We start from the raw sequence: 14,162 nt of genomic DNA, 5'->3' as shown, positions 1-14,162 counted from the left end.
ACGACATGGCTGCACCGACGACGGTCACCCGGTCGGCAGAGAGCCTGGTGACCGAGCTCTTCTCCATCATCGACGCGGCACGCTGGGACGACCTCGGCCGTGTCTTCGCCGAGGACTGCGTGTACGACCGCCCCGGCTACGAGCCGCTGCGGGGCCTGGCGCGGATCGAGCGCTTCTATCGCCTCGAACGCGTCATCGCCTCCGGGCGCCATCATGTGCTGCACATCGTCAGTGATCTGGAAGCCGCCGCCTGCTGGGGCAGGTTCACCGGTACGAGCCGGTCCGGTGCGGCCCTGGACGAGCAGTTCGCGGACACCTACACCGTCCGCGACGGCCTGATCGTCGGCCGTCGTACCTACTTCTACCGGCCGGCGATCTGATGGCCACCGAGACGGGACGCCGCGCGGTCGCTGCCGTGGTCGACCCCCGCACGGGACGCCACATCGGTGAGGTCCCGCTGCTGTCCGCGGCGGACGTGCCCAGGATCGCGCGCACGGCCGCGGAGGCGTCGCCGGACTGGGCGGGCCGAGCGGTGGAGCACCGGGCCCAAAAGATCCGGGACCTCGCCGACGCCCTGGACCGCCGACTGCCCGAACTCGCGCCCCGGTTCAGCCAGGAGCACGGCAAGACGCCGGCCGAGGCCCTGACGGAGCTCCGGCGTGCCGTGGAGACCCTGCGGTGGAGCGCCGACGCGGCTGTCGAGGTCACCAGGCCCACCGCGCTGCCCGAACGCGCCGGGATCGTACGTGAGGTCATGGTGGACCCGGCCGGCCCGGTACTGGCGATCGTGCCGTGGAACTTCCCTGCCGTGGTACTCGCCCGCAAGCTCGGTCCGGCCCTCGCCATGGGCTGCTCCGTCGTCGTCAAGGGTCCCGAGGAGACCCCTTGCGTCCCCGCCGCGGTGGCCCGGGCGGCCGCCGAGGCCGGGCTGCCCGACGGTCTGGTCCAGGTGGTGCACGCGGCTCCGGCCGAGGCCGAGGCGCTGGTGCGCCGCCCGGAGTTCCGGCGCGTCTCCTTCACCGGCTCCACCGGCGTCGGCCGCCTGGTGGCCGCCGCCGCGGCGGAGCAGCTCACCCCCTGTGTTCTCGAACTGGGCGGGCACGCACCGGTGATCGTGACCGAGGACGCGGACGTCGACTCCGCGGTGGACGCCCTCACGGTCGCCAAGTTCGGCTCGGCCGGACAGAGTTGCGGCGCCCCGAGCCGCTTCATCGTGCACGAACGGGTCGTCGACGCCTTCGTACGCCGCCTGGTGCTCAGCGCACCCGCACCGGACAGCGAGCCGGGCGGCACGATGGGGCCGTTGAACAGCGCGCGCCGCCGCGCCGCCGTGCACGCCCTGGTCGAGGACGCCGTACGCTGCGGCGCGCGCCTGGTGCTCGGAGGGCGCGTCCCCGGGACAGCCGGCTTCCACTACCCGGCCACGGTGCTCGGTGACGTGCCGCCGCAGGCGAGGATCCTGCACGAGGAGCCGTTCGGGCCGGTCGCGCCGGTGCTGCCCTACCGCGACGACGCAGAAGCCGTCGCGCTGGCCGACGGCACCGCGTACGCGCTGTCCGCGTACGTCTACGGCGAGACCGCCCACGCGCGTGAGCTGGCCCGGCGACTCGACGCCGGGAGCGTGGGAGTCAACTGCTCTCCTGGGGCCGCGCCCGACGCGCCCCTGGGCGGACGCGGCGCGAGCGGGTACGGCTATGAAGGCGGCGTGCAAGGGCTGCTGTCCTACGGGGCGTTGAAGGTGGTGCAGCACGCGGCCCGGTCCACGGGCGGTGCCCCGCAGGCGGAGCGGGCCGACCTCCCCGGGCCCGCGGTCAGTCGCTGAGAAAGCCTTCGATCAAGTCGCGGAAGCAGTCCGGTTCATCGAGCCACGGATGGTGGCCGGCGCCGGAAACGGTCTCGAGCCTGCCGTACCGGTACAGCTCCGCTGTCAGCGCGGCCGGCCGGGTACCGGCGACGCAGTCCTCGGCTCCCGCCAGCACCAGCACCGGGACCGCCACCGACCGCAGGAACCTCAACCGCTCCTCGGCCGCGTGCTCGGCGGGGTTCCCTCGGTAGAAGGCTTCGTAGAGCCAGGAGGGCGGTTGGACACGGTCGGCTTCATGGTGAGCACGGGTCTTCGTCGTCCACCTGCCGTACAGAAAGGGAGCCGATCGCCGTTGCGCCTCTTCGGCCGAGACGTCCGAGACACCGGTGGCCAACAGCTCCGCGGCCTCGGCGGCGGCGCGATACCACGGCTCGTCGGCGCGCCGTGCCCGAAGGGCGGCGACCTCGGTCGAGTCGACCTCCCGCCCGATGCGGCCGGCGGGCGCGACCAGCACCAGACGGCGCACCCCGTCCGGGAAGGAGGCAGCGTAGTGCTGGGCGGTCAGGGCACCCGCCGAGTGCGCCAGTACGTCCACGGGCCCGGCTCCCAGGTGACGACGCAGCGCCTGAAGATCGTGGACCTGTTCGGTGTAGGCGCAGCCGGACCGGTCGGCCGGCACATCCGAGGCACCCGCCGCGCGTGAGTCCACCAGAACGAGCGTCCTGTGCCGGTCGAGCCCGCCCAGGTTCCCCAGGCTCCGCACGTCCGTCCCCGGCCCACCGGCGAGGCACACCAGCGGCGGCCCCTGCCCGAGCGAGCGATACGCGATCTTCGTCCCGTCCTGTGCCACGACGTACGGCATCCCTGGGCTCCTCCGAGTAGCGTCGGGACGTCATCCTTCCCAGATCCGCACGATGCAGTGATCCCACTGCCCTGCGTGTCGCGGGCGCCTGCGGCCCAAGAGCCAAAGATCGGGCAGGCCGTGCCGCCGAGTGACGCCACCCGGCGGCCGGGCCCGGCGTGTGAGCACCTGCCTCAGCCGGGAAAGCGGCCCGTCGAGCGCAGCTGCCAGCGGCGTTCGGCGTAGGCGAGGTCGTCGCGCCACAGGCGGCCCGCCGCCCGCGCCACCAGCGGGCGCAGGAGCGGTGCCGCCGAGCGGGCCACGGCGAACCCGCGCCGGTCGGAGGTCGCCACCACGGCTTCGATCACCGCGGTGCGCGGACGGCCGTACCGGTCCGGTCCGAGCGGAGTCGCATGGGTCTCGACGACCGAGCCCTCGCCCTCTCCCTCGGTGATGCGCATGACGACCGTACGCGGCTCGGGAGCGGTGAAGACGGCCCGGACCGGTACGACCAGCCGCCCTGCCAGCTTGAAGGAGACGTCGACGGTGAAGCAGTCGTCGGCCCCGCTCGCGGATCCGTCCGGCACACCGGTCACGTCGAGGTCGACGAACGAGTACGGGTGGTACCACGACCCGTGCCAGGGATCGAGACGGTTGGCCACGACGTCCTCGGGCTCGCACGTCCCCGTACCCACGTGGACGGCCGTCAGCGCACGGGTGCCCTCGGGTCGCGGCGGCACCACCGGCGCCCGCAGCGGCGGTTCCCCACCGGCCTCGTCCAGCCGCACCCAGGTGAGGACGCCGTCGTCGTGCACCGGGAAGGGGGCCCAGCCCGCGTACGGAGTGCCTTCGAGGGCGAGCCCGTGCCAGTGGCACACCAGCGTGCCGCAGCGCACGGGGCTGTCCCGCAGAGGGGCTCCCAGATGCGGGCAGACACCCGGACCGCCCACCGCCCGGCCGTCGGCGCCGCGCCAGACGACCACCTCGCGCCCTGCCACGGTGCGGGCCAGCGGACGGTCGGCGCGCAGATCGCGGGAGGCGCCGACCACGTACCAGTTCCCGGACGGACGGGCCTGGGCGCGTTTGAGCGCCCCGGCGATCACGGCCGGCTTGGCGGCACGCCACGTGGGCCGCTGCCGGTCCCACGGCACGGGACGGCGGCGTACGGAGAGCGGGAGCCGACGGCGTCGGCCCGGGGCGGCGGTCACGCGGCCTCCTCGGGGACGGGCCTGTGCGGAACACCGGGCGGGGCGAACCGCGGGTGGCCCGGCCCCGTTTCCGCAAGGCGGCGGCTCCGCGCGCCCGCGCGCAGCCGCGCGAAGACCACCCGGGCGAGCCCGTCGGCGGCCACCACGGCGCGCCGTCGGCGCGGCACCACGGCCCGACGGTGCAGGACCGCGTATCCATCGCGGGCGACCGCGTCCAGGATCCCGCCGTAGAGCACGAAGGCGGTGCGGATGCACGGCCGAGCCACCGGGTCGAGCATCCCGATGCCCGGCGCCGCCTCGCGGTACACACCGCGCGTCAGCGTCTCGAACTCCCGCAGCGCGGCGGTGATCCGGCGGTCGCCGCGGCCCGTGTCCCGGCTCCAGCGCAGCAGACCCCGGTCGACGCCGTGGCCGGCGAGCAGATCGCCGGGCAGGTAGACGCGCCCGCGGTCGAGGTCCTCGCCGACGTCCCGCAGGAAGTTGCTCAACTGGAAGGCCACGCCCAGCGCGGCGGCGTGCGGTGCGGCCTCCTCACGGGGGACCACCGTGCCGAGCACCGGCAGCATCTGCAGACCGATGACCGCGGCCGAACCGTGCATGTAGCGGCGCAGGTCGGCATAGGTGGGATAGTCGCTCACCACCAGGTCGGAACGCATCGCCGCCATGAAGTCGCGGAAGTGCGCGGGGGCGATGGCGTAGCGGCGCGCGGTGTCGGCGAGGGCCCGTACCACCGGCTCGTCGCTGTGTCCGTCCCGCAGCCCCTGCTCCAGGCCGCGTTCGAGCTTCGCGAGAGCCGCGACACGGTGGGCGGCCGAGGAGGTGGGGTCGAGTGTGTCGACGATGTCGTCGGCCCAGCGAGCGAAGCCGTACAGGGCGTGCACGGCCGGCCTGCGCTCGATCGGCAGCAGCCGGGTGGCGAGGAAGTACGTCTTGCCGTGCCGTGCGTTGAGCGTGCGGCAGTGGTGGTACGCCTGGCGCAGCGCCGGGTCACCGATGCCCGCCGCGTCGAGTTCGCGGTCGGTCATGCCGAGGTCTCCTTGACGGGGAAGGGGGAGGTGGACACGGGCGCCCGGTACGGCGAGGCGTGCCCCGCGCGGCCCGAGCGGCGTCGGGGGCGGCCGGTGACCCGGGCGGCGGCCAGCTTCCCCGACAGCAGGACGGTCGGCACGCCCACGCCCGGTGTCGTGCCGCAGCCGGCGAGCACGGCGTTGTCGGTGCCCCGCACGACGTTGCGGGGGCGGAACGGCCCGGTCTGCGAGAGCGTGTGGGCCGCGGAGAACGGGGTGCCCGCGGCGTGCCCCTCGGCCTGCCAGGAAGCGGGCGTGACGAGGGACTCCTCGTTGATGGCGGCCTCGAAGCCGTCGAGACCGCGCCGCTCCAACTCCCGCAGGAGCGTGGCCCGGTAGCGCGGGCCGAGGTCACCCCAGGTGGCGGCGGCAGGTCCGATGTCGGTGTTGGGGCAGGGCGCCAGGACGTAGTGCAGATGGTGGCCCGGGGGAGCGAGGGCGGGGTCGGTGGCGGTGGGCCGGGTGATGAGCAGCGAGGGATCGCTCATCAGCCGCCCCTGCCGGGTGAGCTCGTCGAAGGTGCCTTCCCAGGCCGCGCCGAACGAGAGGGTGTGGTGGGCCAGTTGAGGCCAGGTCCGGTCCGTCCCCGCGTGCAGCACCACGGCGGACGGCGAGTGCCGCAGCCGCAGCGGTCGGCGCGGGCGCCGGCCCAGGAGCCGGTAGGCGACGGGCAGGTCGGGCGTGAGGACCACCGCGTCGCAGGGGATGCGGCCCTGCTCGGTGACCACGGCGGTGACCCGCTGCCCGGAACGTTCCAGGCGGGTCACACGCTCCGCGAACCGCAGTTCGGCACCCGCGTCCGCGGCGGCGTCCGCCATGGCCCGCGGCAGCGCGTGCATGCCGCCCTTCGGGAAGTACACGCCGGCGACGGTGTCCATGTAGGCGATGACGGCGTACGCGGCCAGGGCCCGGGCCGGCGGCACCCCGGCGTACAGGGCCTGGAAGGAGAAGACCCGACGCAGCCGCTCGTCGCGCAGGAAGCGGCCGATACGGGCGTCCAGCCGGCCGAAGCCACCGAGTGCGGCCAGACGGGCGAGGTCCCCGTGGAGCAGGCTCAGCGGGGAGTCGAAGTCGGCGTCGATGAAGCTGCGCATCTGCACCTGGTAGAGCCGGCGCAGCCAGTGGCGCAGCCGCAGGTAGCCCGCCGCCTCGTCGGGTCCGGCGAAGCGCTCGACCTCCGCGGCCATGGCCTCCGCGTCGGTGTGCACGTCGAGTGTGCTGCCGTCCGCGAAGCAGGCCCGGTAGGCCGGATGCAGGGCGATCAGCTCCACCCGTCCGGCGAGACTGTCGCCCACCGCGGCGAAGGCCTCGTCGGCGAGTTCGGGCATGGTCAGCACCGTCGGGCCGGTGTCGATCCGGTAGCCGCCGAGGTCCAGACGTCCGGCGCGGCCGCCGGGGAGCGGATCACGCTCGACGACGGTGACGCGGCGACCCGCCCCCAGCAGATGCAGAGCGGCCGAAAGACCGGCGAGTCCGGCCCCCACGACCACCACATGGTCGGTCCGTCCGGGCACCGCGGCGCTCATCGCACACGCTCCTCGGCTGTGGCGGCGGCAGCGCCGACGGTGGTGGCCCGGCTCCCGGCCTCCGCGCCCTCGGAAGATGCACCGGCGCTGGCAGCGCCGATGGTGGTGGACAGGCTCCCGGCCCCCCTGCCCTCGGCAGCGGTCCCGCCGGCCGCCGCGCCCAGCAGCAGGCGCAGACGCGCTCCGCCCTCCCGGTCGAGGAGAGCACCGTCGAGATGCCGCAGCCCTTGCGCCACCAGACGGTCGATCCTGGTCTCGACCGTCGCCCTGGCACCCGTGCGCTCCAGCACGGCACGCACGTCACCGAGATCCGCCTCGGTCAACTCCGGGTTCCCGAGCGACCGTTCGAGCACCGCGAGCGCACCGCGGTCGCCGGCGGCCTCGGCCCGCGCCCGGGCCAACGCGATCAGATACGTCGGCTTGCCCTCGCGGACGTCCCCGCCGCACACCTTGCCGGTCTGCCCCGGGTCGCCGTAGACGTCGTTGAGGTCGTCGCGCAACTGGAACGCCATGCCGACGCAGCGGCCCGCCGAGCACAGGGCTCGCGTCGTGGCGTCGTCCGTCCCGGCCAGGGCGGCGCCGAACGCCAGGGGCCGGGCGACCGAGTACAGGGCGCTCTTCAGGCAGGCGGTGCGCAGCGCCCGCGGCAGCGAGGGCGACCCGGTGAGCTGGGCCTGCACGTCGAGGTACTGACCGGCCACCATCTCCGTGCGCATGTCGCTCCACAGCCGCCGCACCACCGTCGCCATCCGGAGCCCGAGCGGCGTCTCGGCCACCAGGTCGTCCGCCCACGCGAGCGCCAGGTCACCGGCCAGGATCCCGGCCGCCTCCCCGAAGCGCGCGGCGCGCTCGGCGGGGGCGCGGCCCTCGTACCGCGATCGCACCTGGGTGTGCAGGGCGGGCCTGCCCCGGCGTACGGCCGATCCGTCCATGACGTCGTCGTGCGCCAGGGCGCAGGTCTGCAGCAGTTCCAGGGCCGCGCCGATCCGCAGCGCGGCGGCGGCCGACCCGTTGCCGCCGCCGCAGGCTCGCAGGGACCACCACAGCAGTTGCGGACGGACGCGTTTGCCGCCCGCCTGGGTGAAGCGTGCGACCCGGCCGGCCAGATCCTCGGCGAACAGCGGATCCAGGGCAGCGGCGCGGGCGACGCGATCGGCCAGGACCTGCTGGAGGACCGCGGCGACGGCGGCCGGCACGTCCGCGTCGACCGCCCGTGCGTCGCCCGCGCCGACCGGCACGAGGAGGGCCGTCGCGTCCGGCGTGTCGTGCGACGCCCCGGCGGCACCCGCCCGGCCGCCTCCCGCCACGGAGACCAGACGCGGGGCGGGCGGCGGTACGGCCGCGTGGTGATCCTTCGCCGGTGTGGGGCCCATCCCGTTCCTCTCGTACCTGTCGTCGTGCAGCGGATCGCTCCCTCACCGACGTCCTTCGGCCCGTGTGCGGCAGACGGATGCGGCCCGATCCGATTTCCCGGAAAACGGCTGGTGCCTGCGCGGGATCCGCCGGACGGCGGCACCGTCTCGGCGCGTACGGGTGACTGCATCCGCCGGGGCCCGCACACGGGAAGACCGGAGACGAACACCCGGACGCAGAACGAAGGGAGCAGCCGTGCTGGAGGCGGACGTGGCCGTCGTGGGGGCGGGCGCCGCCGGGCTGTCCCTCGCCCACCGCCTGTCCGGACACGTGTCCGGGATGCGCACGCCGTCGGTGGTGCTGGTCGAGGCGCCACCGGGGCCGCTCCGGCCGCCGCGCCGCACATGGTGCTTCTGGGAGCCGGGCCGTGGCCGCTTCGACGCGGCGGTGACGGCCGACTGGGGCCGGCTGCGGGTGCGCCCTCGAACGGGCGCCCCCATCGAAGGGGACATCGCGCCCCTGCGGTACAAGATGATCCGCTCGGACGACTTCGAGCAGCTCGTGGCGCGGCAGCTGCGCAGCAGTCCGAACGTGCGGCGCGTGCAGGCCACCGTCGAGGCCGTGGAGGAGGTCCGCCAGGGAGCGCACGTCCATCTGCACGACCCCGGCGGCGGACACCGGATCCTGGCCGCGCGCTGGGTCTTCGACTCCCGGCCCCTCGGCAGCCTGCCGGCCGCCCGCACGACCCTGCTCCAGCACTTCCACGGCTGGTTCGTCCGCACGGCCCGGCCGGCCTTCGAACCCGGCACCGCGGACCTCATGGACTTCCGTACCGCGCAGCCCGCCGACGGCCTGTCCTTCGGGTACGTCCTGCCCGTCGGGACGCACGAGGCCCTCGTGGAGTACACCGAGTTCTCCACGAGGCTGCGCACGGCCGACGGCTACGAGGAGGCCGTACGGCACTACGCCGACGACGTCCTGCGGGTCGGCGAGCGGCACATCACCGCGACCGAGACCGGAGTCATCCCGATGACGGACGCCCCGATCCCGCGACGAGTCGGGTCATCGGTCTTCCGTATCGGAGCCGCGGGCGGCGCCACCAGGCCCGCCACCGGCTACACCTTCGCCGGCATCCAGCGGCAGACCCGGGCCGTCGCCGCGGCGCTGCGCCAGGGACGGCGCCCGGTGCCGCCGCCCGCCCACTCGGCGCGCTCCCGTGCCATGGACGCCGTCCTGCTGCGCGCCCTCGACAGTGGCCGGGCCGACGGACCCGCGCTGTTCTGCGGGCTGTTCGGCCAGGTCCCCATGGAACGGATCCTGCGCTTCCTCGACGGACGCACCAGCCTGCCCGAGGACCTCCGGATCGGCCTGCGCACCCCCATCGCGCCGATGCTCCGCTCCGCCGTGGAACTGCCCCGCCTGCCCCGCCGCCCCTTCGAGTGAGCCGCCCGGCTCTGACACCTGGAGACCGCATGACCCTGCTGCGCGACGAGGACCTCGCCGCCGCGTTCGACCACGCCGCCCGCGGCTACGACACCCTGGTGGCCGCCAACCCCGGCTACCACGCGCACCTGCGGCGCTCGGCGCGCCGGCTCGGCCTGCCCGGCCGGGGCGAAGGGCTGCGCCTGCTGGACCTCGGGTGCGGCACGGGCGCGTCCACCGCCGCGCTCCGCTCGGTCCTGCCGGGCGCGGCCATCACGGCCGTGGACGCCTCCGCGGGCATGCTGCGACGGGCCGCGCTCAAGCCCTGGGCGGGCGGGGTGACCTTCGTCCACAGCCCGGTCGAACGCCTCACCCCGGCAGGCGTCGGCGGACCGTTCGACGCGGTCTTCGCCGCGTACCTCTTCCGCAACGTGTCCGACCCCGACGCCGTACTCGCCCTCGCGCGCGACCTGCTCAAGCCCGGCGGACGGCTCGGCGTGCACGAGTACACCCTCAGTGGCCGCCGCGTCGACCGGGTGGTGTGGACGGCTGTCTGCCGCGGGATCGTCCAGCCGGCGGCGGCCGTGCTCGGCGACGGCGAGCTGTACCGCCACCTGTGGCGGAGCGTGGTCGGGTTCGACACCGCTGACCGCTTCGCCCGGCGGGTGCGAGCGGCCGGCTTCGAGCGTGTCCGGGCCCTGCCGCTGCCGGGCTGGCAGACCGGTATCACCCACACCTTCGTCGCCCGTCGCGCGGAGGCCGTGCGATGACCGCCCCACGCCGCGTGGACGGCGCCCGCCGCGGCCGGGACCGCCGGGCATGTGTGCTGCCGGCGCCCGCGGGCACGAAGCGCGTCGACGGCCCCCCTCCCAGCACCGCGGTCATCGGCGGCGGCATCGCCGGGCTGGCCGCGGCGACCGCCCTGGCCGAACGCGGCGTCGCCGTGACGCTCTACGAGCGGCAGCCCTACCTCGGCGGACGCGTCGGCGGCTGGCCGACCGCACTGCGGGACGGCACCACGGTCACCATGAGCCGTGGCTTCCACGCCTTCTTCCGCCAGTACTACAACCTGCGGGGCCTGCTGCGCCGGACCGATCCGGGACTGGAGCGGCTCACGGGCCTGCCGGACTACCCGCTGCTCCACGGCAGCGGACTGCGCGACAGCTTCCGGCACGTCCCGCGCACCCCGCCGCTGAGCGCCCTCGGATTCGTCGCCCTGAGCCCCTCCTTCGGCCTGCGGGACCTTCGCGCGCTGGATCCGGTCGCGGCCCTGCCGCTGCTCGACGTCCGCGTCCCCGAGGTGTACGCACGCCTTGACGACACCAGCGCCCACGATCTCCTCGAAGCGGTCCGCTTCCCCGAACGGGCCCGCCATCTGGCGTTCGAGGTCTTCTCCCGCAGCTTCTTCGCGGACCCGCGGCAGCTGTCGGCGGCGGAGATGGCCCTGATGTTCCACATCTACTTCCTCGGCTCGGCCGAAGGGCTGCTGTTCGACGTGCCCAAGGCGCCCTTCCCGGCCGCCCTGTGGAACCCGCTGGCCGCATACCTGGGCTCGCACGGCGCCGACGTCCGCGTCGGCACCGCCGTCGAGCGGATCACCCCCCGGGGCGACGGCGGCTTCGAGGTCGTCACCGAGCGGGACCAGCGGCGCCACGACAGCGTCGTCCTCGCCCTCGACCCCGCCGGTCTGCGTCGCCTCGTCGCGCGTTCCGGCCGGCTGGGGGACGAGGCGTGGCGGGAACGCATCGCGCGGCTGCGCAACGCCCCGCCCTTCCTGGTGACCCGGCTGTGGCTGGACCGGCCCGTCGCGCCGCACCGGCCGGGCTTCCATGGCACCAGCGGCTTCGGAAGCCTCGACAACGTCAGCGTGCTGGAGCGCTGGGAGGACGAGGCGGCCCGCTGGGCGCACCGCACGGGAGGGTCCGTCGTCGAACTGCACGCCTATGCGCTGCCGCCGGGAGCGGTCCGCGAGGTCGAGGAGAAGCGCCTGGTCGAGCACCTGGGGTGGGTGTACCCGGAGACGCGTCCGGCCCGTGTCGTCGACGTCCGCCACGAGTGGCGCGACGACTGCCCGCTGTTCCCGGTGGGCGGCTACGGCGACCGGCCCACCGTCCGCACGCCGGACCCGCGCGTGGTGGTCGCCGGGGACGTGGTGCGTACCGACCTGCCCGTGGCGCTGATGGAACGCGCGGCGACCACGGGCTTCCTGGCCGCCAACGCCCTGCTGCAGCGGTGGGGGGTGCGCGGTCAGACCCTGTGGACGGTACCCCGGCGCGGGCGCAGCGCGCTGCTGAGGGGGATGGCCGGGTGGGTGAGCGGGTGAGCGCACCGGCCGCACCGCGCCGTCCGGGAGCGGCCGGTGTCACTTCAGTGGGTCGTGTCCCCAGTTCATCAAGGAGTGGCGCCAGCGGGTGTCCGTCACGTCACCCGAGGGTCGCTGGGCGAGATGACGGCCGATGTAACCGTCGACCTTGCGCATGTGCGCGTAGTCGTCGTCCGACAGGTCGCCCTTCTTGGTCCTCAGGATCCCCACGATGCGGCGACCGGAGGCATGACCGGTCGACTCCCCGCCGTCCGCGTGCTGGCCGGCGCTCCGAGACTCGTCGGTCTCCAGCCACTTCTCCAGCTCGGCCGGCGTCATGTTCACCAGTTCACGGAACCGGTCCCGGATCGTTTCGCGCTCTTCGTCGTCCACTGCGCCCCACTTCCGTAGCCACCGCTTCGGTCGGTGTCCTCGCTGCTCCAGGGTGAGGGTTCCGGGTCCACCGTGCAGCCCGACTTCTGTCGATTCCTCTGTGCAGCGTTTGTGCAGCGTTTACGCACCGGTCTGAGCGAGGAGCCGGTTGCCGGGGGTCTCAGCCCACGAGTTCCGGCTGCAGGCATCGACGCAGCTGGTGCAGCCCGCGCCGCGCATGGCTCTTGACCGTGCCCAGCGGCCACCCGGTGCGCTCGGCGATCTGTGTCTGCGTCAGGTCCTCGAAGAACGCCAGTCGCAGGACCCGCTGCTGCGGTGCCGGCAGTCCGGCCAGCGCGTGCCGGACCAGTACCCGGTCCAGGGCCGCCTCCGGCCGGCCGACGGCGCCGTCGGACAGCTCCGGCGTCGAGCCGGCCGAGGCGATCAGGTCGCTGCGGCGGGTCCTGGCGGCGAGGGCGTCGGCGATCTTGCGCTTCGTGATGCCCACGATCCAGCCGCCGAGGGTGCCGCGCTCGGGCCGGAAGCCGTGGCGTCCGCGCCAGACGCCGAGGAAGACCTGCTGGGCCACGTCCTCGGCTTCCTTGGCGTCCCCGAGGGAACGCCAGGCGAGCGTGTGCACCATCGCCGACCAGCGGCGGTAGGCGGCGGCCAGACAGGCCTCGTCGCCGGCCACCAGGCCCCGCGCCAGCTCCTCGTCGCCGTAGGTTTCCTCGGCCGGCATCCACAAAGGAGTGCTGTGCTGCGGATTCATCGGACGGCTCCTCGCTCGGACCGGATCCGTCCCGGAGCTCGGCGGTCGGTGGTTCCCGCTGCCGGGCGGATGGGGACGTCTCGGACTTCCAGGTCCTGCCATCGTGCGTGCGGTTCTCGCGCTCGGACAACTCGCATCGTTTCTGCATCGATATACTGGAGACATGGACGGATCTGCAGTGGGAAGCGCTCCTCGCGGCAGCGGCAGCGGCACGACCGACGGGGGCGCGAACGGCAGGAACGGCGGCAAGGGCGCGGGCGGCCGCCCCGCGCCCGCCGCCCCGGTCCCCGAGGCACCGCTGGCCACCGGGGCCGTGGCCCGCCGGATCGGGGTGTCGCCCACCACCGTGCGCTCCTGGGACCGCCGCTACGGCATCGGCCCCGCAGGTCAGAGCGGCGGCAGGCACCGGCGGTGGAGCCCGCAGGACGTGGCGGTCCTGGAGACGATGTGCCGGCTCACCTCGGCAGGCGTCCCGCCTGCCGAGGCCGCCCGGGTGGCCAAGCAGGGCGGCTCCGGCCTCCGGGCCGAGGCTGCCGCACCCGAGGCTGTCGCACCCGAGGCTGTCGCACCCGGGCCCCCCTCGCCCCAGCCCCCCTCGCCGGAGGCACCCGAGGCACCCGAGGCACCCGAGGACCGCCCCGGACCGTCGGACGCGGCCCGGCCGCCGGGCCCCTCGGCCCCGCCCGCCGCCGCCCCGGCAGGACGTCGTTCACACGCGGCCGGCGCCCTGCCGTTGGGGGACGTGCGTCAGGAGTGCCGGGGGCTGGCACGCGCCGCCGTACGGCTCGACGCGCCCGCGGTGGATGACCAGCTCGCCGCCGCCGTCGACCGGCACGGAGTGGTGGTGGCGTGGCAGGAGGTGATGGTGCCGACGCTGCACGCGGTGGGCCGCAAGTGGGCATCGTCCGGGGACCGTTACGTCGAGGTCGAGCACCTGCTGTCGTGGCACGTCTCGTCCGTGCTGCGGCGCTGCACACGGTCGGTGGCCCGGCAGGGGGACGGCTCCGGACCGGTCGTCCTGGCCTGTGTCCCCGGTGAGCAGCACACGCTTCCCCTGGAGGCCCTGAACGCGGCGCTGAGCGAACAGGGCGTCTCCACGCGCATGTTCGGCGCGGCCGTACCCGTCGAGGCGCTCACCGCGGCGGTGCAGCGCATCGGGCCGGCCGCCGTGGTCCTGTGGGCGCAGGCCCGGTCCACGGCGAGCCTGCCCCTGGCCCGGCATGTCGCCGCTGCCCAGTGGGGCGTTCGAGGGGCTCGCAGCCAGCCCTTGGTGCTCCTCGGGGGCAGCGGGTGGGCCGGGCGTTCCGCCGCCGGGATGCTCAGGCCGTCCAGCCTGCGTGACGCGCTGGACGTCCTCGCCGACGCCGGTCGGCTTCGAGGGGCCGTCGAGTAGGCGGGTGCGCCGACCGGGCGGGGCGACCGGGCAGGCCGGGTGAACCGGGGCGCGGACGCATCCAAGGGGCGCGCGGATGGGGAATCGAACGGTGACGGGTGC

The 14,162-nt window shown here is 74.7% G+C and carries 13 protein-coding genes; 6 read left to right on the top strand and 7 right to left on the bottom strand.

From position 1 onward, the window contains the following. Positions 1-5: 5 nt before the first annotated feature. Both ACFYNL_RS19530 and ACFYNL_RS19525 read left to right on the top strand, forming a co-directional pair. Complete coding sequence (locus ACFYNL_RS19530; protein WP_388804795.1) at positions 6-380, top strand: nuclear transport factor 2 family protein; 375 nt, start codon at positions 6-8, stop codon at positions 378-380. Beyond that, positions 380-1,822 carry an aldehyde dehydrogenase family protein gene (locus ACFYNL_RS19525; protein ID WP_388804792.1) on the top strand — a complete coding sequence of 481 codons (1,443 nt, stop codon included), beginning with the start codon at positions 380-382 and terminating at the stop codon, positions 1,820-1,822. The genes ACFYNL_RS19530 and ACFYNL_RS19525 overlap by 1 nt, the downstream gene beginning before the upstream one ends. Here the strand turns inward: ACFYNL_RS19525 and ACFYNL_RS19520 are convergent. The 5 genes from ACFYNL_RS19520 to ACFYNL_RS19500 all read right to left on the bottom strand — a co-directional run bounded on the left by ACFYNL_RS19520 (position 1,812) and on the right by ACFYNL_RS19500 (position 7,819). Continuing rightward, the gene (locus ACFYNL_RS19520) at positions 1,812-2,666 is read right to left on the bottom strand and encodes an alpha/beta fold hydrolase (protein ID WP_388804789.1); all 855 of its coding nucleotides are present in this window, start codon (positions 2,664-2,666) and stop codon (positions 1,812-1,814) included. The genes ACFYNL_RS19525 and ACFYNL_RS19520 overlap by 11 nt on opposite strands. A gap of 173 nt (positions 2,667-2,839) precedes the next feature. After that, the gene (locus ACFYNL_RS19515) at positions 2,840-3,853 is read right to left on the bottom strand and encodes a DUF5914 domain-containing protein (RefSeq protein WP_388804786.1); all 1,014 of its coding nucleotides are present in this window, start codon (positions 3,851-3,853) and stop codon (positions 2,840-2,842) included. Beyond that, entirely contained in the window at positions 3,850-4,878 is a 1,029-nt protein-coding gene (locus ACFYNL_RS19510) for a phytoene/squalene synthase family protein (RefSeq protein WP_388804783.1), read from the bottom strand. Before ACFYNL_RS19510 ends, ACFYNL_RS19515 begins: the two co-directional genes overlap by 4 nt. After that, on the bottom strand, positions 4,875-6,446 hold the full coding sequence (gene crtI / locus ACFYNL_RS19505; RefSeq protein ID WP_388804781.1) for a phytoene desaturase family protein: 1,572 nt from the start codon (positions 6,444-6,446) through the stop codon (positions 4,875-4,877). Before crtI ends, ACFYNL_RS19510 begins: the two co-directional genes overlap by 4 nt. Beyond that, complete coding sequence (locus ACFYNL_RS19500) at positions 6,443-7,819, bottom strand: polyprenyl synthetase family protein (protein WP_388804778.1); 1,377 nt, start codon at positions 7,817-7,819, stop codon at positions 6,443-6,445. Before ACFYNL_RS19500 ends, crtI begins: the two co-directional genes overlap by 4 nt. Positions 7,820-8,054: 235 nt before the next feature. On the opposite strand from ACFYNL_RS19500, the gene ACFYNL_RS19495 reads away from it, so the two are divergent. From ACFYNL_RS19495 to ACFYNL_RS19485, 3 genes are read left to right on the top strand one after another with little or no spacing between them, the layout of a single operon-like run. Next, positions 8,055-9,242 (top strand): lycopene cyclase family protein, encoded by a 1,188-nt coding sequence (locus ACFYNL_RS19495; protein ID WP_388804775.1) that lies wholly within the window; start codon positions 8,055-8,057, stop codon positions 9,240-9,242. 29 nt (positions 9,243-9,271) lie between these two features. After that, positions 9,272-9,991: a class I SAM-dependent methyltransferase gene (locus tag ACFYNL_RS19490; RefSeq protein WP_388804772.1), complete on the top strand. Its 720-nt coding sequence runs from the start codon at positions 9,272-9,274 to the stop codon at positions 9,989-9,991. Then, on the top strand, positions 9,988-11,544 hold the full coding sequence (locus ACFYNL_RS19485; protein WP_388804769.1) for an FAD-dependent oxidoreductase: 1,557 nt from the start codon (positions 9,988-9,990) through the stop codon (positions 11,542-11,544). The genes ACFYNL_RS19490 and ACFYNL_RS19485 overlap by 4 nt, the downstream gene beginning before the upstream one ends. 39 nt (positions 11,545-11,583) lie before the next feature. On the opposite strand, the gene ACFYNL_RS19480 is transcribed toward ACFYNL_RS19485, so the two are convergent. After that, on the bottom strand, positions 11,584-11,916 hold the full coding sequence (locus ACFYNL_RS19480) for a DUF3140 domain-containing protein (protein ID WP_388804767.1): 333 nt from the start codon (positions 11,914-11,916) through the stop codon (positions 11,584-11,586). Between the two features lie 160 nt (positions 11,917-12,076). Further along, positions 12,077-12,667: a sigma-70 family RNA polymerase sigma factor gene (locus ACFYNL_RS19475; RefSeq protein ID WP_388804765.1), complete on the bottom strand. Its 591-nt coding sequence runs from the start codon at positions 12,665-12,667 to the stop codon at positions 12,077-12,079. A 163-nt stretch (positions 12,668-12,830) separates the two neighbouring features. Here ACFYNL_RS19475 and ACFYNL_RS19470 point away from each other — a divergent pair, with 163 nt between their 5' ends. After that, complete coding sequence (locus tag ACFYNL_RS19470) at positions 12,831-14,060, top strand: MerR family transcriptional regulator (RefSeq protein WP_388804763.1); 1,230 nt, start codon at positions 12,831-12,833, stop codon at positions 14,058-14,060. Positions 14,061-14,162 lie beyond the last annotated feature (102 nt).

Origin of the sequence: Streptomyces sp. NPDC007808 (assembly GCF_042868655.1) — a bacterium.
Classification (GTDB): domain Bacteria; phylum Actinomycetota; class Actinomycetes; order Streptomycetales; family Streptomycetaceae; genus Streptomyces.
Note: the sequence above shows the minus strand (reverse complement) of the source record. Positions and strands in the feature narration are given on the sequence as shown.

Bases quoted from the DNA above. Each gene is read 5' to 3' on its own strand.
- ACFYNL_RS19530 (WP_388804795.1), top strand. From the start codon at position 6: ATGGCTGCACCGACGACGGTCACCCGGTCGGCAGAGAGCCTGGTGACC.
- ACFYNL_RS19525 (WP_388804792.1), top strand. From the start codon at position 380: ATGGCCACCGAGACGGGACGCCGCGCGGTCGCTGCCGTGGTCGACCCC.
- ACFYNL_RS19520 (WP_388804789.1), bottom strand. From the start codon at position 2,666: ATGCCGTACGTCGTGGCACAGGACGGGACGAAGATCGCGTATCGCTCG.
- ACFYNL_RS19510 (WP_388804783.1), bottom strand. From the start codon at position 4,878: ATGACCGACCGCGAACTCGACGCGGCGGGCATCGGTGACCCGGCGCTG.
- crtI (WP_388804781.1), bottom strand. From the start codon at position 6,446: ATGAGCGCCGCGGTGCCCGGACGGACCGACCATGTGGTGGTCGTGGGG.
- ACFYNL_RS19500 (WP_388804778.1), bottom strand. From the start codon at position 7,819: ATGGGCCCCACACCGGCGAAGGATCACCACGCGGCCGTACCGCCGCCC.
- ACFYNL_RS19490 (WP_388804772.1), top strand. From the start codon at position 9,272: ATGACCCTGCTGCGCGACGAGGACCTCGCCGCCGCGTTCGACCACGCC.
- ACFYNL_RS19485 (WP_388804769.1), top strand. From the start codon at position 9,988: ATGACCGCCCCACGCCGCGTGGACGGCGCCCGCCGCGGCCGGGACCGC.
- ACFYNL_RS19475 (WP_388804765.1), bottom strand. From the start codon at position 12,667: ATGAATCCGCAGCACAGCACTCCTTTGTGGATGCCGGCCGAGGAAACC.
- ACFYNL_RS19470 (WP_388804763.1), top strand. From the start codon at position 12,831: ATGGACGGATCTGCAGTGGGAAGCGCTCCTCGCGGCAGCGGCAGCGGC.